At 62.1% G+C, this 21,135-nt stretch carries 20 protein-coding genes; 12 read left to right on the top strand and 8 right to left on the bottom strand.

Annotated features, from left to right (window positions below; genetic code table 11):
• The first annotated feature begins 81 nt into the window (after positions 1 to 81).
• From K3762_RS00475 to trxA, 7 genes are read left to right on the top strand one after another with little or no spacing between them, the layout of a single operon-like run.
• Positions 82 to 1,608 (top strand): PAS-domain containing protein, encoded by a 1,527-nt coding sequence (locus tag K3762_RS00475; protein ID WP_132443976.1) that lies wholly within the window; start codon positions 82 to 84, stop codon positions 1,606 to 1,608.
• A gap of 56 nt (positions 1,609 to 1,664) precedes the next feature.
• The gene (gene tsaE, locus K3762_RS00470) at positions 1,665 to 2,138 is read left to right on the top strand and encodes a tRNA (adenosine(37)-N6)-threonylcarbamoyltransferase complex ATPase subunit type 1 TsaE (RefSeq protein WP_132443975.1); all 474 of its coding nucleotides are present in this window, start codon (positions 1,665 to 1,667) and stop codon (positions 2,136 to 2,138) included.
• Positions 2,135 to 3,148, top strand: coding sequence for an aminoglycoside phosphotransferase family protein (locus K3762_RS00465; protein WP_260010846.1), 1,014 nt, complete (start codon positions 2,135 to 2,137; stop codon positions 3,146 to 3,148). The genes tsaE and K3762_RS00465 overlap by 4 nt, the downstream gene beginning before the upstream one ends.
• A complete protein-coding gene (locus tag K3762_RS00460; RefSeq protein WP_132443973.1) occupies positions 3,121 to 3,813 on the top strand; it encodes a nucleotidyltransferase family protein in 693 nt (230 codons plus the stop codon). The genes K3762_RS00465 and K3762_RS00460 overlap by 28 nt, the downstream gene beginning before the upstream one ends.
• Complete coding sequence (addB, locus tag K3762_RS00455) at positions 3,806 to 6,763, top strand: double-strand break repair protein AddB (RefSeq protein ID WP_132443972.1); 2,958 nt, start codon at positions 3,806 to 3,808, stop codon at positions 6,761 to 6,763. Before K3762_RS00460 ends, addB begins: the two co-directional genes overlap by 8 nt.
• Positions 6,760 to 10,131, top strand: coding sequence for a double-strand break repair helicase AddA (gene addA / locus K3762_RS00450; protein ID WP_132443971.1), 3,372 nt, complete (start codon positions 6,760 to 6,762; stop codon positions 10,129 to 10,131). The genes addB and addA overlap by 4 nt, the downstream gene beginning before the upstream one ends.
• Before the next feature lie 36 nt (positions 10,132 to 10,167).
• Positions 10,168 to 10,488, top strand: coding sequence for a thioredoxin (gene trxA / locus K3762_RS00445; RefSeq protein WP_007118424.1), 321 nt, complete (start codon positions 10,168 to 10,170; stop codon positions 10,486 to 10,488).
• Between the two features lie 80 nt (positions 10,489 to 10,568).
• On the opposite strand, the gene K3762_RS00440 is transcribed toward trxA, so the two are convergent.
• Complete coding sequence (locus tag K3762_RS00440; RefSeq protein WP_132443970.1) at positions 10,569 to 11,471, bottom strand: hypothetical protein; 903 nt, start codon at positions 11,469 to 11,471, stop codon at positions 10,569 to 10,571.
• Between the two features lie 100 nt (positions 11,472 to 11,571).
• Between K3762_RS00440 and hslV the strand changes: the two genes are divergently transcribed.
• From hslV to K3762_RS00425, 3 genes are read left to right on the top strand one after another with little or no spacing between them, the layout of a single operon-like run.
• The gene (gene hslV, locus K3762_RS00435) at positions 11,572 to 12,132 is read left to right on the top strand and encodes an ATP-dependent protease subunit HslV (protein WP_067623712.1); all 561 of its coding nucleotides are present in this window, start codon (positions 11,572 to 11,574) and stop codon (positions 12,130 to 12,132) included.
• Positions 12,129 to 13,430 carry an ATP-dependent protease ATPase subunit HslU gene (gene hslU / locus K3762_RS00430; protein ID WP_067937317.1) on the top strand — a complete coding sequence of 434 codons (1,302 nt, stop codon included), beginning with the start codon at positions 12,129 to 12,131 and terminating at the stop codon, positions 13,428 to 13,430. The genes hslV and hslU overlap by 4 nt, the downstream gene beginning before the upstream one ends.
• A 38-nt stretch (positions 13,431 to 13,468) precedes the next feature.
• Positions 13,469 to 14,686 (top strand): MFS transporter, encoded by a 1,218-nt coding sequence (locus tag K3762_RS00425; RefSeq protein ID WP_132443969.1) that lies wholly within the window; start codon positions 13,469 to 13,471, stop codon positions 14,684 to 14,686.
• Here K3762_RS00425 and K3762_RS00420 read toward each other — a convergent pair.
• The 3 genes from K3762_RS00420 to K3762_RS00410 are packed head-to-tail and all read right to left on the bottom strand — an operon-like array spanning position 14,683 to position 16,957.
• Positions 14,683 to 15,267, bottom strand: a complete 585-nt coding sequence (locus K3762_RS00420) for a Smr/MutS family protein (protein ID WP_132443968.1) — start codon at positions 15,265 to 15,267, stop codon at positions 14,683 to 14,685. The genes K3762_RS00425 and K3762_RS00420 overlap by 4 nt on opposite strands.
• Positions 15,264 to 16,256 (bottom strand): murein transglycosylase A, encoded by a 993-nt coding sequence (locus K3762_RS00415; protein ID WP_132443967.1) that lies wholly within the window; start codon positions 16,254 to 16,256, stop codon positions 15,264 to 15,266. Before K3762_RS00415 ends, K3762_RS00420 begins: the two co-directional genes overlap by 4 nt.
• A gap of 41 nt (positions 16,257 to 16,297) precedes the next feature.
• On the bottom strand, positions 16,298 to 16,957 hold the full coding sequence (locus K3762_RS00410; RefSeq protein ID WP_120349806.1) for a Tim44/TimA family putative adaptor protein: 660 nt from the start codon (positions 16,955 to 16,957) through the stop codon (positions 16,298 to 16,300).
• Between the two features lie 104 nt (positions 16,958 to 17,061).
• On the opposite strand from K3762_RS00410, the gene K3762_RS00405 reads away from it, so the two are divergent.
• Together K3762_RS00405 and secB are read left to right on the top strand one after the other, a co-directional pair.
• Positions 17,062 to 17,565 carry an FxsA family protein gene (locus K3762_RS00405; RefSeq protein WP_132443966.1) on the top strand — a complete coding sequence of 168 codons (504 nt, stop codon included), beginning with the start codon at positions 17,062 to 17,064 and terminating at the stop codon, positions 17,563 to 17,565.
• Between the two features lie 65 nt (positions 17,566 to 17,630).
• A complete protein-coding gene (gene secB, locus K3762_RS00400; protein ID WP_067623694.1) occupies positions 17,631 to 18,113 on the top strand; it encodes a protein-export chaperone SecB in 483 nt (160 codons plus the stop codon).
• Positions 18,114 to 18,116: 3 nt separating this feature from the next.
• On the opposite strand, the gene dnaQ is transcribed toward secB, so the two are convergent.
• Genes dnaQ through K3762_RS00380 form a run of 4 tightly spaced genes read right to left on the bottom strand, consistent with a single transcriptional unit; the run spans position 18,117 to position 20,818 of the window.
• Positions 18,117 to 18,806 carry a DNA polymerase III subunit epsilon gene (gene dnaQ, locus K3762_RS00395; RefSeq protein WP_067623692.1) on the bottom strand — a complete coding sequence of 230 codons (690 nt, stop codon included), beginning with the start codon at positions 18,804 to 18,806 and terminating at the stop codon, positions 18,117 to 18,119.
• Entirely contained in the window at positions 18,799 to 19,389 is a 591-nt protein-coding gene (coaE, locus tag K3762_RS00390) for a dephospho-CoA kinase (RefSeq protein ID WP_132443965.1), read from the bottom strand. Before coaE ends, dnaQ begins: the two co-directional genes overlap by 8 nt.
• On the bottom strand, positions 19,389 to 20,222 hold the full coding sequence (locus K3762_RS00385; protein ID WP_260010832.1) for a shikimate dehydrogenase: 834 nt from the start codon (positions 20,220 to 20,222) through the stop codon (positions 19,389 to 19,391). Before K3762_RS00385 ends, coaE begins: the two co-directional genes overlap by 1 nt.
• Complete coding sequence (locus tag K3762_RS00380; protein ID WP_260010829.1) at positions 20,219 to 20,818, bottom strand: nucleoside triphosphate pyrophosphatase; 600 nt, start codon at positions 20,816 to 20,818, stop codon at positions 20,219 to 20,221. The genes K3762_RS00385 and K3762_RS00380 overlap by 4 nt, the downstream gene beginning before the upstream one ends.
• Positions 20,819 to 21,135 lie beyond the last annotated feature (317 nt).

The following is a 21,135-nucleotide window of genomic DNA, read 5'->3' as shown; positions in this document are numbered from 1 at the left end:
GGGAACTGCGCTTTTGTTAACCCGCCGTTAACCTTTGGCTCTCAAGATAGGGCGTCGCATTTGCCGAAAGGGTTATCCGTCATGGCATTGCCAGACGTTATCATCGTGCTTGCTGCCGCTTTCGCCACCGCTCTGGCCGCCCTTTGGTGGCTTAGCACAGCAGCGGGCCGCCCCGCTGCGGCACCGCCCGGCATCGACGATATGAGCCTGCTTTTCGAAGACGGCGAGTTGATCCACGGCTCCGACAGCGCACTAACCCGCTTTGCCCTCGCCCCCGGCCACCACCAGTGGGAGGACATCCGCGAAGCGCTGCTGTCGCGGTTTCCTGAATTCCCCCGCACGGCCCGGCACGGGGCCACCGGCAAACTGACCCTCACGGCAGAAGATGGCGACAGCCCCTCGGAACTTCGCATCACATGGCGGGACGCGCTATGCTGGCTGCACCTGCCCCAGACCCGCGCAGCCGAAGAGATCACGCAAGAGACGTTCCAAAAACTCGCCGCGCTGCGCCGGGCCAGCGAAACCAGCCCCAACCCCGCATGGCAGACCAATGCCGCAGGCCGCATCATCTGGCACAACCGGGCCTACGGGGCCCTGAAACGCAAGGCACCGGCCGATCCTGAATGCGGCGGCGCCGCTTTGTTCAGCACGCCTTCGCCCGAACATCCCAACCGCGTATGCCTGCGCTGCGGCGACGGGGACAAACCCGATTGGTACGCCCTGACCACCACGACAGAGGACAATGTGCAGGTCTACCACGCCACCTGCATCAATGCCGTGGTCGCCGCCGAAGAGGCGCAGCGCAACTTCGTTCAAACCCTCGCCAAGACCTTTGCGCATCTGTCCATCGGGCTGGCGATCTTTGACCGCAACGGGCAGTTGGCCCTGTTCAACCCTGCCCTGGTTGACCTGACCGCCCTGCCCGCCCCCTTTCTTAGCGCCCGACCGACGATGGTGTCCTTTTTCGATCAGCTGCGCGAAAGCCGCCGCATGCCGGAACCAAAAAACTACAAGAATTGGCGTCAGGAGATTGCCGAGGTGATCGCCGCCGCAACCGATGGGCGCTATCAAGAGACATGGTCGCTTGAGAACGGTCAAACCTACAGTATCCGTGGCCGGCCCCACCCCGACGGGGCCACGGCATTCTTGATCGAAGACATCACCGCCGAAGTCACCCTGACCCGCAATTTCCGCGCTGAGCTTGAGCAAAGCCAAAGCCTGCTGGACAAGCTCGAAGATGGCTTCGCCGTCTTCTCCGCCTCCGGCGTGCTGACCTTTTGCAACGCCGCCTATCGCGACCAATGGAAACAAGACCCCGACAAAAGCTTTGCCGAGATTACAATCAATGACGCGATCCGCGTCTGGCAAAAGATGTCGGCAGCCAATCCGCTTTGGCCCGACGTGGCCGAATTTGTCATGGGCAGAGGGGACCGCGCGGGCTGGAACATGCCTGTCGCTCCGCTCCACGGCGCGGCCCTCACTTGTGAGATTTCGGCCATCGCTTCCGGCGCGACGCTTTTGCGCTTTCGCCCGACCCCGGTTGGAACGGCCCGCCCGGACCGCAGCGCCATGCCTTCGGCATGCGACCGGCGACAACCCTCCAACTAGGGCATTCCCCGCCGCTTTAATCTTGCGGCTGCGTGTCGGCACGCTAAGCATGGGGCATGTTCGACGATACCCTTTCCCTCCTGCTCAGCGGCCCCGATGACACCGCCCGGCGCGCCCAGCAATTGGCCCGCCGCCTGTCACCCGGCGATGTCATATTGCTCAGCGGCGATGTCGGTGCGGGCAAGACCCATTTCGCCCGCGCCCTGATCACCGAACTGCTCGACTACCCCGAGGACATCCCCTCGCCCACCTTCACATTGGTACAAACATATGAGGGGGCAAGCGGCGCGATCTGGCATGCCGATCTCTACCGTCTGACCTCCACCCATGAGATTGAGGAGCTGGGGCTGATCGACGCTTTTCATGACGCGATCTGTCTGGTGGAATGGCCGGATCGTCTGGGCCCGCTCGCCCCCGCCGGGGCGCTACGGGTCAGCCTTTCCCCCGGCGCCCACGAAGACAGCCGCGCGCTGACAGCCGAATGGTCCGGCAGCGGTTGGGCCGCCAAGTTGACAGTTTGGCGCACATGACCGAACGCGCCGCATTGATCGAAGGTTTTTTGCAAACGTCCGGCTGGGCCGGGGGCACCCGAAAGCTACTGGCGGGCGACGCCTCCAACCGGCGGTATGACCGGCTGCGCAAAGCGAATGGGGATAGGGCCATCTTGATGGATGCCCCACCCGAACGCGGCGAAGACGTGCGCCCCTTCCTTGATGTCGCGGCGCATCTGACGGCCTGCGGCCTCAGCGCGCCACAGATTTACCACAAGGACAGCGACCACGGGCTGCTGCTGATCGAAGACCTTGGCGATGATCATTTCGCCCGGCTGATGGCGGCTGATCCCGCTCGGGAACTTCCGCTGTACCGCGCCGCCGCAGACGTATTGGTCAAACTTCACAGCGCCCCTTTGCCGGAACTGCCGCTTTGCGATGCCGATTGGCTGACCGATATGGCAGCCCCCGCATTCGACTTTTACGCACCCGAGGGTGGGCAAGTGGCAAGCGCCGCTTTCGCGCAGGCTTTCCGCCCCCTCGCCGCTGCGCTGGATGACGCGCCCAAGGCCGTGATCCTGCGCGACTATCACGCCGAAAATCTGCTCTGGCTGCCGGAGCGCGAAGGTGCCGCGCGCGTCGGCTTGCTGGATTTTCAGGACGCGCTGCTGGGCCACCCGGCCTATGATCTGGTCTCAATCCTGCAAGACGCCCGCCGCGATGTCCCCCGCGCGGTGGAGGGACAGATCATCGACTATTACATTGCCCAGACCGGACAAGAAGCCGCCCCCTTCCGCCGCGCCTATGCGCTGCTTGGTGCCCAGCGCAACCTGCGCATTCTGGGCATCTTTGCGCGCCTTTGCCTGCGCGATGGCAAACCGCATTACGTCGATCTGATCCCCCGTGTGTGGCAGCATCTGCAACATAACCTGCGTCATCCCGCGCTTGCCGCGGTGGCGGATTCTATCGCGGGCGTGCTGCCCCTTCCGACCCCCGATTTCTTGGAGCATCTGAAAAGCCAATGCGCGACTATCCCGACGCCATCATGATGTTCGCGGCCGGGTTCGGCACGCGTATGAAACATCTCACCCAGACCCAGCCCAAACCCATGGTGCCGGTCGCAGGTCGCCCCTTGATCGACCATGCGCTGGACCTCGCCCGCGGGATATCCCCCGCCCGGATCGTGGCGAACCTGCACTATCTGCCCGACCAGCTTGATGCCCATCTGCGGGCGCAGGATGTTAAGACCGTGATCGAGACGCCTGAGATCCTCGACACCGGCGGCGGGCTGCGCAATGCCCTGCCGTTGCTGGGCGCGGGGCCGGTTTTCACCATGAACAGTGACGCACTTTGGGCCGGGCCGAACCCGCTCGCGATGCTGCAAGCAGCGTGGGATCCGGCGCGGATGGAAGCGCTATTGATGACCGTGCCGCTGGAAAACACCCTTGGCCATGGCGGCACGGGCGACTTTACCCGCGCCCCGGATGGCCGCCTGCAACGCGGGCCGGGGCAGGTCTATGGCGGGATACAGATCATCAAAACCGACCTGCTGGCCGATATCGAAGCCGAGAAATTCTCGCTCAACCTGTTGTGGGATATGATGCTTCAGCGCGAGACGTTGTTTGGCCTGCCCTATACTGGGCGTTGGTGCGATGTGGGCCATCCCGGCGGCATTCCCCTTGCCGAAAGCCTTTTGGCGGGCGCCGATGTTTGAACCGCAAGACAGCCCCCGAGTCTTTGGCCTCGCCCCCGGTGTCGACTTTCCACGCGGGTTGGTGCGCGGGCTTTGTGACCGGTTGGAGAATGGCCCGCCCGAGGCGATGGCCCGCGTTGAACTGCTGGTCAACACCAACCGAATGGCACGCCGGTTGCGCCATGATTTCGACGCAGGACCGGCGGGGTTTCTGCCCCGCATTCGGCTGATTACGGACCTTGATGCCTTGGGCCCCGGCATTGCGCTGCCTGCCCCAACGCCACCGCTGCAACGGCGGCTGGAACTCATTCAACTGGTGTCGCGCCTGCTGGATGCCGCGCCGGATCTCGCGCCGCGCGCGTCGCTTTATGCGCTGTCGGACAGTCTTGCGGGCCTGATCGACGAAATGCAGGGCGAAGGGGTCTCGCCCGAGACGGTGGCGGGGCTGGACGTTGGCCATCTCTCGGCCCATTGGGAGCGCGCGCAGCGGTTCCTAGCCATCGCCCATGACTATCTAGGTCAGACCACCACCCGCCCGGATGCCGAAGCGCGGCGGCGTCAACTCGTCGCCCGGATCATCGCCCGCTGGCAGGACAATCCACCGCAGCACCCGGTGATCCTTGCCGGCTCTACCGGGTCGCGCGGGACCACCGCGCTGCTGATGGAGGCCGTGGCCCGCCTGCCGCAAGGGGCGATCATCCTGCCGGGTTTCGATTTCGAGATGCCGACCGCCGTTTGGAATGAATTGGATCAGGCGCTTTTGGCCGAGGATCATCCGCAATACCGGTTTCGCAAGCTGATGAACATGCTCGGCGTTGTGCGCGGCGCGGTCGCGCCCTGGTGCGAGATGCCCCCGGTTTCGATGGCCCGCAACAAGCTGCTGTCGCTCTCGCTCCGGCCCGCGCCGGTCACCCATGCTTGGCTGAACGAAGGGCCAAAACTGGAAGACCTGCAAGGTGCCACCGCCAACATCACTCTGATCGAAGCGCCCACGCCGCGGGTCGAGGCATTGGCCATCGCGCTGCGTCTGCGCCAAGCTGCCGAAGACGGGGTGAAAGCCGCGTTGATCACGCCCGACCGGATGCTTACCCGGCAGGTCACGGCTGCGCTTGATCGCTGGAACATCCTGCCCGACGACAGCGCCGGGATGCCGCTGCAACTCTCTCCGCCGGGGCGGTTCTTGCGCCATGTGGCGGCGCTGTTCGTCCGGAAACTGGATGCCGAGGCACTGCTGACCCTGCTGAAACACCCGCTGACACACAGCGGCGCGGGGCGGAACTTTCACCAGCTCTATACCCAGCGGTTGGAGGCCGAGATCCGCCGTCACGGGTTGCCCTATCCCGATGCAGAGAACTTGACCGAGATTGCAGAGCGGGCCGCGAAGCGGATGGAAGACCCCAGCGGTTTCCGGGATTGGGTCGCTTGGCTGGGCGAGGTTTTCCCCGGCCACGACACCCCCGGAGAGCGGCCCCTGCCCGATTGCGTCGCCGCGCATTTGGCGCTGGCCGAAAGGATCGCCGCCGGGCAACCCGCCGACCCCGATCACCTGCTCTGGCAGCAGGGTGCGGGCATCGCGGCTGCGGCGGTGATGGCCAACCTGACGGAGCACGCCGCCCATGGCGGCGCGATGAATGCCGCCGATTATGCCGACCTGCTTGGCGCACTTTTGTCCCAAGAAGAAGTGCGCGAGGCCGATACCCCGCATCCCGACATCATGATCTGGGGCACGATGGAGGCGCGGGTGCAGGGGGCCGAGTTGGTCATCCTCGGCGGTCTGAACGAAGGCACTTGGCCCGAAGCGCCGCCGCCCGATCCTTGGCTCAACCGTCAGATGCGCGAAAAGGCCGGGCTGCTGTTGCCCGAACGGCGCATCGGCCTGTCGGCGCATGACTACCAACAGGCCATCGCCAGCCCCGAGGTTTGGATCACCCGCGCGATCCGGTCGGATGAGGCAGAGATGGTGCCCTCGCGCTGGCTGAACCGGTTGGGCAACCTGCTGGGCGGCTTGGGCGATACCGGCGGGCCGGAGGCGTGGAAGGCGATGCAACAACGCGGCGGCTATTGGCTGGATCAGGTGCGCGGCCTTGAGGCGGTGGAGCGTACGGCCCCCGCGCCGCGCCCCTCGCCGCGCCCGCCCCGTGCCGCGCGGCCGCGCAAACTGTCGGTGACCGAGATCAAGACGCTGATCCGTGATCCCTATGCCGTCTACGCCAAGCACAGCCTGAAATTGCGTCCGATCAACCCGCTGGTGCAATCTCCCGACGCGCCGGTGCGGGGCATCGTTTTGCACCGCATCATGGAGGATTTCGTGAAGCTGGTGGCCCGCGACCCCGCGCGGCTGACCCGTGACACGCTGATGCAAGTGGCCGCCGAAGTGCTGGAGGAGGAAGCCCCATGGCCCGCCGCTCGCGCTATGTGGCTGGCGCGGATCGACCGGATCGCGGATTGGTTCATCGCCCGTGAAAGCCAACGCGCTGGATTTTCCAGCCCCGTCGCTTTTGAGCAGGGCGCGCGCGGCAGCTACACCTTCGCCGACCTCGGCTTTACCCTCAGCGGCTTTGCGGACCGGATCGACCAGACCGATGATGGTGATGTGCTGATCTACGACTACAAGACCGGGACGCCGCCGGGCAAAAAGGAACAGCGGCTGTTCGACAAACAACTGCTGATCGAAGCGGCGATGGTCGAGCGTGGCGGTTTCCCCGAGGTGGGCGTGGCCCATGTGGCCCATGCCGCCTTTATCGGGCTCGGGTCGAAACCCGTCGAAGTCCCTGCCCCGCTGGAAGAAGAGAACCCTCAAGAGGTGCTCGCCGGGCTGCACGCGCTGCTCTCACGCTACCTTGATGAGGGGCAGGGTTTCACCGCGCGCCGCATGGTGCAAAGCGATGCCTTTGCGGGAAATTATGACCAACTGGCCCGTTTCGGCGAATGGGACGGCACCAGCTCTGCCCGTCCAGAGGATTTGGAATGATGCGCGATTTTGACGATGCCACCCGCGCCCAGATCGAAGCGGCGCGGCCCGATGCCTCCACTTGGCTCACCGCCAACGCAGGCTCTGGCAAGACCCGCGTGCTGACCGACCGCGTGGCGCGGTTGTTGCTGGACGATGTGGAGCCGCAGCACATCCTTTGCCTGACCTATACCAAGGCCGCCGCGTCAGAGATGCAAAACCGTCTGTTCAAACGTTTGGGCGAATGGGCGATGCTGAAAGATGAGACGCTGCGCAGCGCTTTGGCCGATCTCGGCGTGCAGGGAGAGTTGACGCCCGAGCAACTGCGCAACGCCCGCACCCTTTTCGCCCGCGCGATTGAGACACCGGGCGGGCTGAAGATCCAAACCATCCACTCTTTCTGCGCGGCCCTTCTGCGCCGCTTCCCGTTGGAGGCGCAGGTCAGCCCGCAATTCACCGAGATCGAAGACCGCGCCGCCGATCTGCTGCGGGCCGAGATCGTCGATGAGATGGCCGAGAGCGAAGACGCCCCGCTGGTGGCCGACATTGCGCGGCATTACACCGGCGAAGATTTCGCCAGCCTTACCCGTAGCATCGTGGGCCAGCGCGATGCTTTCACCGACCCCCGGTCATGGGCCGAGATCTTAACGCTTTTCGCCCAGCCCGAAGACCTGACCGAAGAGAAAATCGCGGCATCGGTCTTTCTTGGCAGCGAAGCGGCGATGATGGCCGAGATCATCCCGCATCTGCTGGCCAAGGGCGGCAATGACGGCAAGGCTGGCGCGGCGCTGCAAGAGATTGACCGCTACGATCTTTCTGCCCTGCCCCAGCTTGAAAATACCCTTTTGACCGGCAGCGGCGCCAAGGCGCCATTTACCGCGAAGATCGGCAGTTTTCCGACCAAGCCGACACAAAAGGTCATCGCCGAACAGATGCCGCAGCTTGAGCAGTTGATGCAGCGCGTCGAAGACGCCCGCGAAGCGCGGCTGGCCTTAAAGGCGGCGCGCAAGTCCTATGTGCTGCACCGGTTCGCGGCCCGTTTCCTTGAGCGTTATGCCGATGAGAAACAAAAACGCGGCTGGCTCGACTTTGACGATCTGATCCTCAAAGCCCGCGCTTTGTTGACCGACAAGGCGGTGGCGGCTTGGGTGCTGTTTCGCATCGACGGTGGCATTGACCATATCCTTGTTGACGAAGCGCAGGACACCTCGCCGCGCCAATGGGATGTGATCGAACGGCTGACAGATGAATTTTACTCAGGCGCTGGCGCACGTAACGAGGTGGATCGGACGCTTTTCGTCGTGGGTGACAAGAAGCAGTCGATCTACTCTTTCCAAGGGGCCGACCCCGAAGAGTTGGACCGCAAAGGCACGACATTCGAGCAGAAAATCGGCGAAGCGGGGCAGTTCTTTCAGCGCCGCAGCCTCGCCTATTCCTTCCGCTCCTCTTCGGCGATTTTGCAGGCAGTCGATGGGGTTTTCGATCCGGACATCCAAACCGGGTTCACAAATGACGGGCATATGGCCTTTAAGGACCGCCTGCCCGGCCGTGTCGATCTTTGGCCCTTTATTGAGAAAGCAGGCCCCGATGAAGAAGGCGACTGGACCGACCCCGTTGACCGCCGTAGCGCGCGGCATCACACCGTGCAACTGGCCGAACGCATCGCGCGGCGGATCAAAGAGCTAACCACCGAGGCGCATTACCTGCCCGACGACAGCAAGGGCGACTTGGCACGGCGGCGCATCCAACCGGGGGATTTCCTAATCCTCGTGCAGCGCCGCTCGGCCCTGTTTTCGGAGATCATCCGCGCTTGCAAAGCGGCGGAACTGCCCATCGCCGGGGCGGACCGGCTCAAGGTCGGGGCCGAACTGGCGGTGCGCGATCTGGCGGCGATCCTGTCGTTCTTGGCGACACCTGACGATGATCTCTCGCTCGCCACCGCGTTGAAATCACCACTTTTCGGCTGGTCTGAACAAGACCTTTTCACCCTCGCCCATTACCGCAAAGAGGATCACCTCTGGCAAGCCCTGCGCGGCCAGACCGAGACCCACGCCGCCACCCTCGCTGTGCTGCGCGACCTGCGCGGGCAGGTCGATTACCTGCGCCCCTACGACCTGATCGAACGCATCCTCACCCGCCACGATGGCCGCCGCAAACTGCTGGCGCGGTTGGGGCCAGAGGCCGAGGATGGGATCAATGCGATGCTGAGCCAAGCGCTCTCTTACGAGCGCGGCACGGTGCCCAGCCTGACCGGATTTCTGCAATGGATGCAGACCGATGATCTGGAGATTAAACGCCAGATCGACAGTGCTTCGAACCAGATCCGCGTGATGACGGTGCATGGGGCAAAGGGTCTGGAAGCGCCGATCGTGATCCTGCCCGACACCGGGCGGCGCGATGTGACGATCAAGGATGAGATCATCACCGTCGACGGCACGCCCGTCTGGAAAGCCCCGGCAGATGACATGCCCCAGCCCATGCGCGCGCGGTTGGACGAGATGAAAGAGGCCGCATTGCAAGAGCGGCTTCGGCTTTTCTATGTGGCCATGACGCGGGCCGAAAAATGGCTGATCGTGGCGGCGGCAGGGGAATTGTCGAAAGATGAATCCTCTTGGTATCAGATCACCGCTGCCGCTTTGGCCCGGTTGCGGGCCGAGCCCTTGGGCGATGATGGCACGCTGCGCTATCAACAGGGCGATTGGGATGCGCTCGACGTCGTAGAGACGCCAGAGAAAATTGTCACAACGCCCGTGTTAGACCCTATTTTCACCCGTTCCGCCCCGTCCCCCCGGGGGGAGGACAAGACCCTCTCGCCCTCCGATCTTGGCGGTGCCAAGGCGCTGGCGGGTGAGGCCGGCTTTGATATGGATACCGCGCTGAGCTACGGCACTTTGGTCCATGAATTGCTGGAGAATCTGCCCCTCATGGGGCCGGACGCACGGCAGGTATTTCTGGACCGCTTGGCCCGAAGGCATCCACCTGAAATGATTGCCCGCGCCGAAAGTGAGGCCGACGCGGTTCTGCGCACCCCTGCCCTCGCCCCGCTATTCACCGAGACGACCCTTGCCGAAGTCCCCGTGACCGGCAGCTTGGGCCATCAGCGTCTACACGGCACGGTCGACCGCTTGGTGATCGCCGAGGACCATATCCTTGCCGTCGATTTCAAGACCAACCGCGTGGTCCCCGGGACCGCCGACGCCTGCCCCGACGGGCTGTTGCGCCAGATGGGCGCCTATGCCCATATGCTGCGCCAGATCTACCCCGATCGGCGGATCGAGACCGCCATTCTGTGGACCGCCCGCCCCGCTCTTATGGTGTTACCCAACGATATCGTGACAAATGCGCTGCGTGCCCTGCCATATCTTGACGCCACCGCCCCGCGTTCATAGGTTCAGGCCTCAACCCATTCCTGTCAGGAGAGCATCATGGCAACCGTCGCAGTCACCGACGACACTTTCGACGCCGAAGTCAAAAATTCGGACATTCCGGTTCTGGTCGATTTCTGGGCCGAATGGTGCGGCCCGTGCAAACAGATCGGCCCTTCGCTGGAAGAGCTGTCGGATGAGATGAACGGTCGCGTGAAGATCGTCAAAGTCAACGTCGACGAAAACCCGAACTCGCCCGCTCAGGTCGGCGTGCGTGGTATTCCGGCGCTGTTCATCTTTAAAGACGGGCAGGTCGTGTCCAACCTTGCTGGCGCACGCCCCAAGGCGGCCCTGCAAAGCTGGATCGAAGAATCCATCTAAGGTCAATACCTTACCAGATTTGACTTACGAAAACGGGCGTCCTTCGGGGCGCCCTTTTCATTTGCGGTCACGGGAGCCAGTCAAAGGGGCCAGCCAAAGCGTTTGAACCGGGCAACGATCTTTTCTTCGGCCTCGGCGCGGCCTGCGTTGATGCAATGCTCTTGCCAGAACCACCAGATATAGGCGGCGAAATCCGGGGCTGTCTGCCCCACGGCGGCAAAGCTGTGGCTGAGATCCGCAAGATCCGCCCGCACGCCGATATGGTGGAAATCGATCTGGCCAAAGAACAACGCCGGTTTGCGAAAGAAGTAGCCAGAGAACGCGGCTGCTGAATTCTGCGTCACGACGAATGCACAGCTTTGCAAATGCCGCACCATCTCACCCATCGTTAGGGTCAATCTTGGATGGCGCGCAGCGAGGGCTTCGAGCGCGGTTAGCTCCTCGGGGCTATAGACCTCTTTCGGGTGCAGGGCCGCGACGACGGGGCCGGTGTTATGGGCAAGCGTGAGGGTCAGCATTTCAAGTGGGCTGCAAGATTGAAAAGACCGCCGCTGCAACAAGCGGCCCTGTAGCGGCACGTAGATCGGCCCATCACGGTTGGACTGTCGCGGCGCATCTCCGAACAGGCGCTTTTGCCAGAAACTGTAGAAGCGTTGCGCCTGCTTTGGATCGACACCGCTTGGATCAAACTCGGCCACGACGACATCCCAAAGCCACCGTTCAGGGCGCGCTTCGATCTGCCAAAAGGGGTAGTAGTAGCAGCGCCGAAAGACCAAACCGCGGGACGTTGGGGCAGGGGCCATATGGCTTAATGAAAGCGCATCAGCCGCGCGGGCGGGCGCGCCGATATCTCGATATGTGACCCTAAATTGAGCATTTTCGAGGACACGCGCGAGTTTTCCGATGAAGTTATGCGTCCCGGCTTCGGCGCTCTGCCGTAGCGGGGGTTCAAGGTAGATATCAACTTGGACTTGATCCTGCATCGCTAAAGGCTAGCCCGTCGCCCGACCGCTCACAAGCGGCGCTGCCCTTGTCCTGCCCTGCCACGGGGGCCATATAGAGCGCCAAGCGACAGGAGGCCCCATGGCACAGAACGACGATTTCCCCGGTTGGCACGGGACCACGATCATTGGCGTCAAAAAAGGCGGCGAAGTGGTGATTGCCGGTGACGGACAGGTCAGCCTTGGCCAGACCGTGATCAAAGGCACCGCGCGCAAAGTGCGCAAGCTCAGCCCCGGCGGCTATGACGTTGTGGCGGGGTTTGCGGGGTCCACGGCAGATGCCTTTACCCTGCTGGAACGGTTGGAGGCCAAGCTCGAAGCGACACCGGGGCAATTGGCCCGCGCGAGTGTCGAATTGGCCAAGGACTGGCGCACCGACAAATACCTGCAAAAACTCGAAGCGATGCTGATCGTGACCGACGGGAAAGACCTGCTGGTCATCACCGGCGCAGGCGATGTGCTGGAGCCCGAACATGAGGTCGCGGCCATCGGGTCGGGCGGGAACTATGCCCTCGCCGCTGCGCGCGGCATGATGGACAGCGACCGCGACGCCGAAACCATTGCCCGTGATGCCATGGCGATCGCCGCCGACATCTGCGTCTACACCAACGGCAAACTCACCGTGGAGAAAATCACCGCATGACCGACCTGACCCCCCGCGAGATCGTATCCGAACTGGACCGTTATATCATCGGCCAGAATGACGCCAAACGCGCCGTTGCCGTGGCCCTTCGCAACCGGTGGCGCCGCAAGCAGCTAAGCGATGACCTGCGCGACGAAGTCTATCCCAAGAACATCCTGATGATCGGCCCCACCGGCGTCGGCAAGACCGAGATCAGCCGCCGTCTGGCAAAGCTGGCCCGCGCGCCGTTCATCAAGATCGAAGCGACGAAATTCACCGAAGTGGGCTATGTCGGCCGCGACGTGGAGCAGATCATCCGAGATCTTGTGGACAGCGCCATCGCCATGACCCGCGATTTCATGCGTGAAGACGTGAAAACCAAGGCCGAGCAGGCCGCCGAAGAGCGCGTGATCGACGCCATCGCTGGCACCGACGCCCGCGACGGCACCCGCGAGATGTTCCGCAAGAAGCTCCGCAGTGGTGAGTTGGACGACACGATGATCGAGCTTGAGGTCTCCGATACCTCCAGCCCCTTCCCAATGATGGACATTCCCGGCCAACAGGGCATGGGGATGATGAACCTTGGCGATATGTTTGGCAAAGCCATGGGGGGCCGCACCACCAAAAAACGCATGGCCGTGGCCGATAGCTATGAGGTGCTGGTCGGCGAAGAAGCCGACAAATTGCTGGACGATGAAGCCGTGAACCGCGCCGCCATCGAAGCGGTCGAGCAGAACGGCATTGTCTTTTTGGATGAGATCGACAAGGTCTGCGCCCGTTCCGATGCGCGGGGCGGTGATGTTTCACGTGAAGGGGTGCAGCGCGATCTGCTGCCGCTGATCGAAGGCACCGTGGTGTCGACGAAATACGGCACGGTGAAGACCGATCATATCCTCTTTATCGCTTCTGGTGCCTTCCACATCGCCAAACCGTCGGACCTGTTGCCCGAGCTTCAGGGCCGTCTGCCGATCCGCGTCGAACTGCGGGCGCTGACCGAGGGTGATTTCGTTCGCATCCTGACCGAGACCGACAATGCGCTGACGCGGCAATACACCGCCCTGATGGGAACCGAAGATCTGACCGTCACCTTCACCGAAGAGGGCATCGCAGCACTGGCCAAGATCGCGGCGGATGTGAACACCTCGGTCGAGAACATCGGCGCGCGGCGGCTTTATACGGTGATGGAACGGGTGTTCGAGGAGGTCTCCTTTGATGCGCCCGACCGGTCGGGGCAAGAGATCACGGTTGATGCCGACTTTGTCGAAAAGAACTTGGGCGAACTGACCCGCTCCACCGATCTAAGCCGCTACGTTCTTTAGGGCTTTCCTTTCCTCCATGCCCCGGCGATGAAAGGGGCATGGAATACCTCTCATTTTTGCGGCGCAACTGGCTGTTTCTGCTGGCCGGTTTCCTGCTGACATTCACCTCGTCCTATGGGCAAACCTATTTCATCTCGCTCTTTGCCGGGGCGGTGAAGGGCGATTTTGGCCTGAGTGATGGGCAATGGGGCGGCATCTATACCATCGGCACGACGCTTTCGGCAGTCACCATGGTCTGGGCCGGGGTGCTGACGGATCGTTTTCGCGTGCGGGTGCTGGCTTTCGGCGTGATGGTGGCGCTTGCTGGGGCCTGTTTGGCGATGGCGGCGGTGCCGAATTGGATCGCGCTGATCTTCGTTATCTATGCCTTGCGGCTGACCGGGCAGGGCATGATGTCTCAGCTTGGGCAGGTCGCCATGGTCCGCTGGTTTGAGGCATCGCGCGGCAAAGCGCTTTCGCTATCCTCTATGGGATTTGCGGCCGGTCAGGCGTTTCTTCCGGTAATCTTTGTGGCGCTTTTCGCCAGCTTTCATTGGCGCAGCCTTTGGGTGCTGGCCGCCGGGCTGGTGCTGCTGACCATCCCGGTGATCCTGATGCTGCTGCGTCAAGAGCGCACCCCGCAGAGCATGGCGGATCAGGCGCAGCGCGCGGGCATGGAGGGGCGGCATTGGACGCGGGCAGAGATGTTCCGTTCGGGCCTGTTTTGGATGATCATCCCCCTCGCCATCGGCCCCGCCGCATGGGGCACCGCGCTGTTTTTCCAGCAGGTTCACCTGACCGAAGTGAAAGGCTGGGCCTTGGTCGAATTCGTGGCGCTCATGCCGGTCTACACGCTCTCGGCGGTAGCCTCGACCTTCCTTTCGGGTTGGGCGATTGACCGCTTTGGCGTCAGCCGCGTGGTGCCGGTGATGATGCTGCCCTTTGCCCTGTCATTCGCGGTGCTGGCCTATGCCGACACGCTGTGGATGGCGGGGATCGGTTTGGTGATTTTCGGCATGGGGCAGGGCATGCAATCCACCGCCCCGGCGGCCTTTTGGGCCGAGTATTTCGGCACCCGCCATGTGGGGTCGATTAAAGCAGTCGCCGCGGCGCTGATGGTCTTTGGCTCGGCCATCGGGCCGGGGGTGACGGGTCTTTTCATCGACTTGGGCGTCGATTTCCCGCAGCAAATGTTGCCGATCGCGGTTTACTATCTGCTGGCGGCTGGGTTGGCCGCATGGGCGATAAGACGCTACAGGCCGCTGCTGCGCGGCTAACGGTTGCGCCGGAGATAGACGTAATAGGCCCCGCCGCCGCCGTGGCTGACATGGGCCTGCGCAATCTGAAGCACAAGGCCGTTGAGCGGCGGCATCGACAGCCATTGCGGCACCTGATGGCGCAAAACACCATCGCGCACAGGGATCGGGCCACCATCGTCGCGGCGCTTGCCCTTGCCGGTGATGACCAGCACCAACCGCTTGCCCCGCGCATGGGCATCCATGATGAAGCCGTTCAGCGCCGGATGCGCGCGGTCAAGCGTCATGCCATGAAGATCAATCCGGCCTTCGGGGCGCAGTTTGCCGCGTTTCAGCTTGCCGAAGGCTTTGTGATCCATCTGAACCGGGGCGGCTTTCATCTGTTCTGACAATGTCGGGCGCAAGTCATTGCTGCGTTTCTTCATGGTCGGCTGAGGCTTGTTGCCTTGGAGCGCGATTTTGGCCCGACGGACCTGCGGCGGGGCAGGGGCGGGCGCGTCGATCTCTTGCGTGAAAAGCTTGTTCAGCTCCAGCTTCTCTGTCCGCTCCGTGACCCTGCGCCAAAGCGCAAGATCGTCTTCGTTCAGGCGGCGGCGTTTCATATCGCGCTCTCCGGCAGGAAAGCATAGGCGCGTTGGATCGGCATCAAAACCATCATCCGCCCCGCGTCGCGCAGGCGGCCTGCCTCGCGGCCCGCTTTGTCGCCGGTGCCAAAGAACACATCCGCACGCTGCGTGCCCTTGATGGCCGAGCCTGTATCCTGCGCGACCATCAAGCGCCGCATGGGTTTCTTGCCGTCTTTTTCGATCCAAACCGGCGCGCCAAGCGGCACATGCGACGGGTCCACCGCGATGCTGCGCAGCGTGGTGATGGAACGGTTCATCGCCCCAAGCGGCCCCTTGTCGGCAGGCACCCGGCTGACCTCTCGAAAGAAAACATAGGATGGATTGTGGTAGAGCAATTCGCGGCCATCTTCGGGGTTCCGGCGTACCCAATTCTTGATGACATCGGCGCTGACCTGATGCGCCTCATAGACCCCGCGCCGCACCAGTTCGACCCCGACAGAGCGGTAATCATGGCCATTCGCCCCGCGGTAGCCCACGCGCAGGTAGCTGCCATCGGGCAGGCGGATACGTCCAGAGCCTTGAATTTGCAAAAAGAAAAGCTCAACCGGGTCATCGACCCAAGCGATTTCCAATCCGCGGTCCCGCATCACGTCGCCATCTAGGATCTCACGTCTGGTAAGCCAGGGGCGGTTCTCTTCGGCCTCGGGGGGCATGGCGTAGATGGGGTACTGAAACCGCGCAGAGGGGTAGAGATCACCGTCCAACTCAGGCTCGAAATACCCTGTGAACAGCCCATCTTTTCCGTCTTCCATCAACACGGGCCGGAAAAACAATTCGAAAAACTGCCGGGGGTCGGGGCCATCTTTGGCCAGCTTGCACAGCGCGCGCCAATCGACATCTTTCATGTCGCCGCAAGTGCTGGTGAACACCTCAAAGGCGGCGGCGTGGTCATCTTCGGCCCAGCCGTCAAGCTGGTCGAAATCCATCACCGTATAATGCACCTCTGCTGCGGACGGCGTGTTCATCGACACACCGCCCAACAGCGCAAGTGCGCCAAGCGCACGCGCTACCCGTCTGTGGAAACCAACAGCCAATTCGGATCATCCGAGCCCATGACACGGGCGAAGACCCATGTATCTTTTTGGCGTTTGATTTCGTTGCTGCTGCCCTCGACAACCTCGCCTTCGCGGTTGCGTACTTCAGAGGTCAGCTCTCCCACGAAGCGAATGGTGAGTTCGGCTTCTTTGGTGGTCTCGTCCATCGTGGCGTCGACCAATTCCATCTCACGCACGCCGATAAAGTTGGCGTCGATCGTCAGACCTTGATCCTCGCGCGCCGCGACACCGTCAACAAAGCTTTCATAGACATCATCGGCCAGAAACGGCTGGATTTCTGCCAGATCGCCACGCTCGTAGCCCATGACGATCATCTCATAGGCACCGCGCGCGCCTTGCAGAAAATCGCTGACGCCGAACGAGGGCTCAACCCGTTTCATCTCGGCCAGTGCCTTGCCCGAGGGGCTGTCTTCGGGAACGTGGTCGGTGATATCGAGATCGGGACCGCCTTCGATCACCTCAAACGCGGGGCCGCTGCGGGCGCTTGGCGTTTGATCGGTTACCGGGGGCTTTTCAAAACCCTCGCGGGTGCCAAGCACGTTTTTCAGCCGCAGGATCAGGAATACGGCGATACCGGCAAGCACCAGAAGCTGTATCAGGGGAGAATTCATCGAAACCTCATTCAGGGGTGGCATGGAAACATGCGAGTTAAGCTCTTATGTAGGTGTTCGACCGGGGCAAGTCCACTCTGCCCCCAGCGAAAGGACCCCGCCACATGTGGCTATTGATCGCATTTATCGCCGTGCCTCTGATCGAGATCACGCTTTTCATCCAAGTCGGTGGCGCCATCGGCCTTGGCTGGACGCTGACCGTGGTGGTGCTGACCGCCGTTCTGGGCACATGGTTGGTGCGCTCTCAAGGGGCGCTGGCGCTTGGTCAATTGCGCAGTTCCTTCAATGACCTGCGCGACCCGACAGAGCCTTTGGTGCATGGCGCGATGATCCTGTTTTCCGGCGCGCTGCTGTTGACGCCGGGTTTTTTCACCGATGCTGTCGGCTTTGCTTTCCTGATCCCGCGCTTCCGGCAAGCGGCCTACAGCGCGATCCGCGACCGGGTGAAGGTCCAGAGCTTTGGCACCCCGGGCGGCATGGGCCCGCGCCCCGGCCCGCAGGGCAGACGCAACCCGCGCGGTCGCGGTGACGTGATCGATGGCGATTTCCATGAGATCTCCGAACAGCCGCGCCAGACCAAGGGCCCCTCGGGCTGGACTAAGGATTGAGCGGCCCGTGCCGACCTGCTAAGTCCGGATAGATTTAAGAAATTCACCACAACAGGACACAGAAAATGGCAGAAAACGAAACAGCGCAACCGAAACAGCCGCAGATGCGCGTGCTGGGCCAGTTCATCCGCGACATGTCGTTTGAGAACATCATGGCGCAAAAGGGCGCCCCTGCAGATGTGCAGCCCGATGTGCAGGTTCAGGTCAACCTCGACGCGAAAAAGCGTGGTGGGGAAAACCAGTATGAGACCGCGATCAAGCTGAACATCACCTCGAAAGCGAAAGACGGCGACGCGACGCTTTTCGTGCTGGAAATCGACTATGTCGGTATTTTCCAAGTCGAAAGCGTGCCTGAAGAGCAGATGCACCCCTATCTGCTGATCGAATGCCCGCGGATGATCTTCCCCTTCCTGCGCCGCATCGTCAGCGACGTGACCCGCGATGGTGGCTTCCCGCCGCTGAACCTCGAGAACATCGACTTCCTGTCGCTCTACCGCAACGAAGTTGCCCGCCGTCAGGCCGAGACCCCGCCAAAAGCCGACGCCTAAGCGTCAGCCAAGCTGTTTCCACAGCGCGTCGTCGCCCAGCTTGCCGACAAATTCGGCATGGGCGGCGGCTTCGGCCTCTGTCAGACGCGAGGGCAGGGGATTGGGCCGCGGTTTCGGGGTCCAGCGCGTGTCAGGCTCACCGGATTTCCGTTCGGGCGCCGATGACAGCGCAAAGTCGGGCTGCCGCCCCCCGATCAATTCCAGATAGACTTCGGCCAGAATCTCACTGTCGAGCAGGGCGCCGTGCAGTGTCCGAGAGGTATTGTCGATCCCGAAGCGACGGCACAGCGCATCAAGCGACGCGGGCGAGCCGGGGAAGCGTTTGCGGGCGATCTCCAGCGTATCAAGTGCCTGCTCCCATGGGATTTGCGGCAGACCCATCCAGCGCAGTTCGGCATTCAGGAATTTGATGTCGAAGGCGGCGTTGTGAATGATCAGCTTGGACGTGCCAATAAAGTCGAGGAATGACTTGCCGATCTGCGCAAACTTGGGCTTGTCGCGCAGGAAATCATCACCCAATCCGTGCACCTGAAACGCCTCTTCGGGCATGGAGCGTTCGGGGTTGATATATTGGTGGTAGGTCTCGCCCGTGGCCATATGGTTCATCAGCTCGACCGCACCGATTTCGACGATACGGTCGCCGCTTTCGGGGTCAAAGCCGGTGGTTTCGGTATCGAGCACGATTTCACGCATGACGTAGCTTTTCCCTAATGTCGCGGATCACATCCCGCACCTGCGCGCGGGCATGGTCGGGCGTGTCGGTCACTATCACATAGTCTGAACGGGCGCACTTCTCTTTGGCGGGCATCTGCTTGGCGCGGATGGCATCGAATTGCGCTTCGGTCATGGTGCCACGGGCAAGCACGCGGTCGCGTTGGACGGCGTCGGGGATAGTGACGCAGACCACCGCGTCCATCGCAGCGTCGCCGCCGGTTTCAAACAGCAACGGAATGTCGAGCACGGCAATGTCGCTATAGGCTTCGGCCAGAAATGTCGCCCGGTCTTGGGCCACCAATGGATGTACGATTGACTCGATCCGGGGCAGGGCGGTGGGATCAGCGGCGATGATCTCTTTCAATGCGGCGCGAGAAACCGCGCCAGCCTCTATCGCCGTCGGAAACGCCGCCTGCATGGGCGCGACCGCCGCGCCCCCCTTTGCATAAAGCCGGTGCACCGCTGCATCGGCATCCCAAACGGCGCAGCCCTCCTCGGCAAACATCTTTGCCGTGGTCGATTTGCCCATGCCAATCGACCCGGTCAGCCCGAGGTGAAACATCAGCGCAGCACCGCCGTGCGCGTGGCGCGGTCAACCTCTGGCCGCTGGCCGAACCAACGCTCAAACGCGGGCACCGCCTGATGCAATAACATGCCAAGGCCGTCGACCGTGACACAGCCCATTTCTTCGGCCGTTTCCAGCAGATGTGTCCGCAGCGGCGCATAAACGAGATCCGTCACCACGGTGCCGGGGCGCAGCCCATCAAGCGGCACACGCAAAGCACCCTTGCCAATCATACCAAGCGATGTGGTGTTCACCACCAAGGCGGCATGATCAATCATATTGCCTGCCTGCATCCAATCGACGACTTTGACCCTGCTGCCGAAATCGCGCTGCAACTGCTCTGCCCGCACGCGGGTGCGGTTCGACAGGCAGATCTCAGGCACCCCAGCGTCCAAAAGCGACGAGACCACAGCGCGCGCCGCGCCGCCTGCACCCAAGATCGCCGCTGGTCCGGATTTTGGATCCCAATCGGGCGCACCGGCCTTCAAGTTCTCAATGAACCCATAGCCATCCGTATTATCAGCATGAATTTTGCCATCGGGACGAAAAATCAGCGTATTGGCGGCACCAATCAATGTGGCGCGGTCGGTGATGAGATCCGCGATCTTCATCACCGCCTCCTTATGGGGGATCGTCAGGTTTACCCCGACGAAACCCATCTTGGGCAGTGTCCGCAAAACCTGCTCCAGATCATCGGGCGCCACATCAAGTGGTACATAATGACCCGCGATCCCGTAGGTCTCTAGCCAATGGCGGTGCAGTTGCGGAGATTTGGAATGCGCGATGGGCGATCCGATCACACCGGCAAGGGGGATTTTGGACAGGCTCATGTCGTGAGGTCTCCGCGCAGCGTCAGGTAATTCAGCAGTTCAAGAAATGGCATACCGAGGACGTGAAAGTAATCCCCCTCAATCTGGCTGAACAGCCGCACACCTTCTTCTTCCAGCTTATAGCAGCCCACCGCGTAGCGGATGCTGTCCCAGTTCCGTTCGACGTAGTCCTTAATATAGGCGTCACTGGCGTCACGCATCCGCAGCCGCACTTGGCCGACATGCCGCCACAGCGGTTCACCATCTTCGTAGAGCACGGCGGCAGAGAGCAGCGAATGCCGATCCCCGCGCAACTGGTAAAGCTGCGCGATGGCCTCATCCCGATCACGCGGCTTGTGCAACATCTCTCCGCGATGCTCCAAGACCTGATCGCAGCCCAATACCAGCGCGCCGGGGTGTTTTTCGCTCACCTTGTGGGCCTTCATCTCGGCCAATGTATCGGCAATGTCGCGCGGTTTCGCCGCCTCTGCACACAGGGCAGCGGTGATCATCTCTTCGTCGATCCGCGCCGGGATCACCTCATGCGGGATCGCGGCCTGCGCCAAGAGTTTCGCGCGGATCTCCGAGCCGGAGGCGAGGACGATTTTCTGCGGCATGTGGATAACCCTGTGATGATCTGGCGCAAATCTTGAGGATTTGTTCTGCGAGATAAAAGTTGACAGCACAAGCCCGCAGATCTCGCCCCGAGTCGCGGTTTTTGTCGCCGATTCCCACCCCGATGGATAGGGATAAGCCGCTTGTGCGTATAACCACGGCACTTCACCGGTTATCCCCGCTTTGATACATTTTGTCCCCCGGAAAATACGCTGGCAAGTTACTGAGAAAGTTCAATATTCGCGAATCGGGGCGGGTTTATCCACAGGTGGCCGTGAAGTTTGTTCACCTGTTGATAAGCGGCGGTATAAATCATTAA

Source organism: Sulfitobacter sp. W074, assembly GCF_025142275.1.
Lineage (GTDB): Bacteria > Pseudomonadota > Alphaproteobacteria > Rhodobacterales > Rhodobacteraceae > Sulfitobacter > Sulfitobacter profundi.
This window is presented reverse-complemented; position numbering and strand designations above follow the sequence as displayed.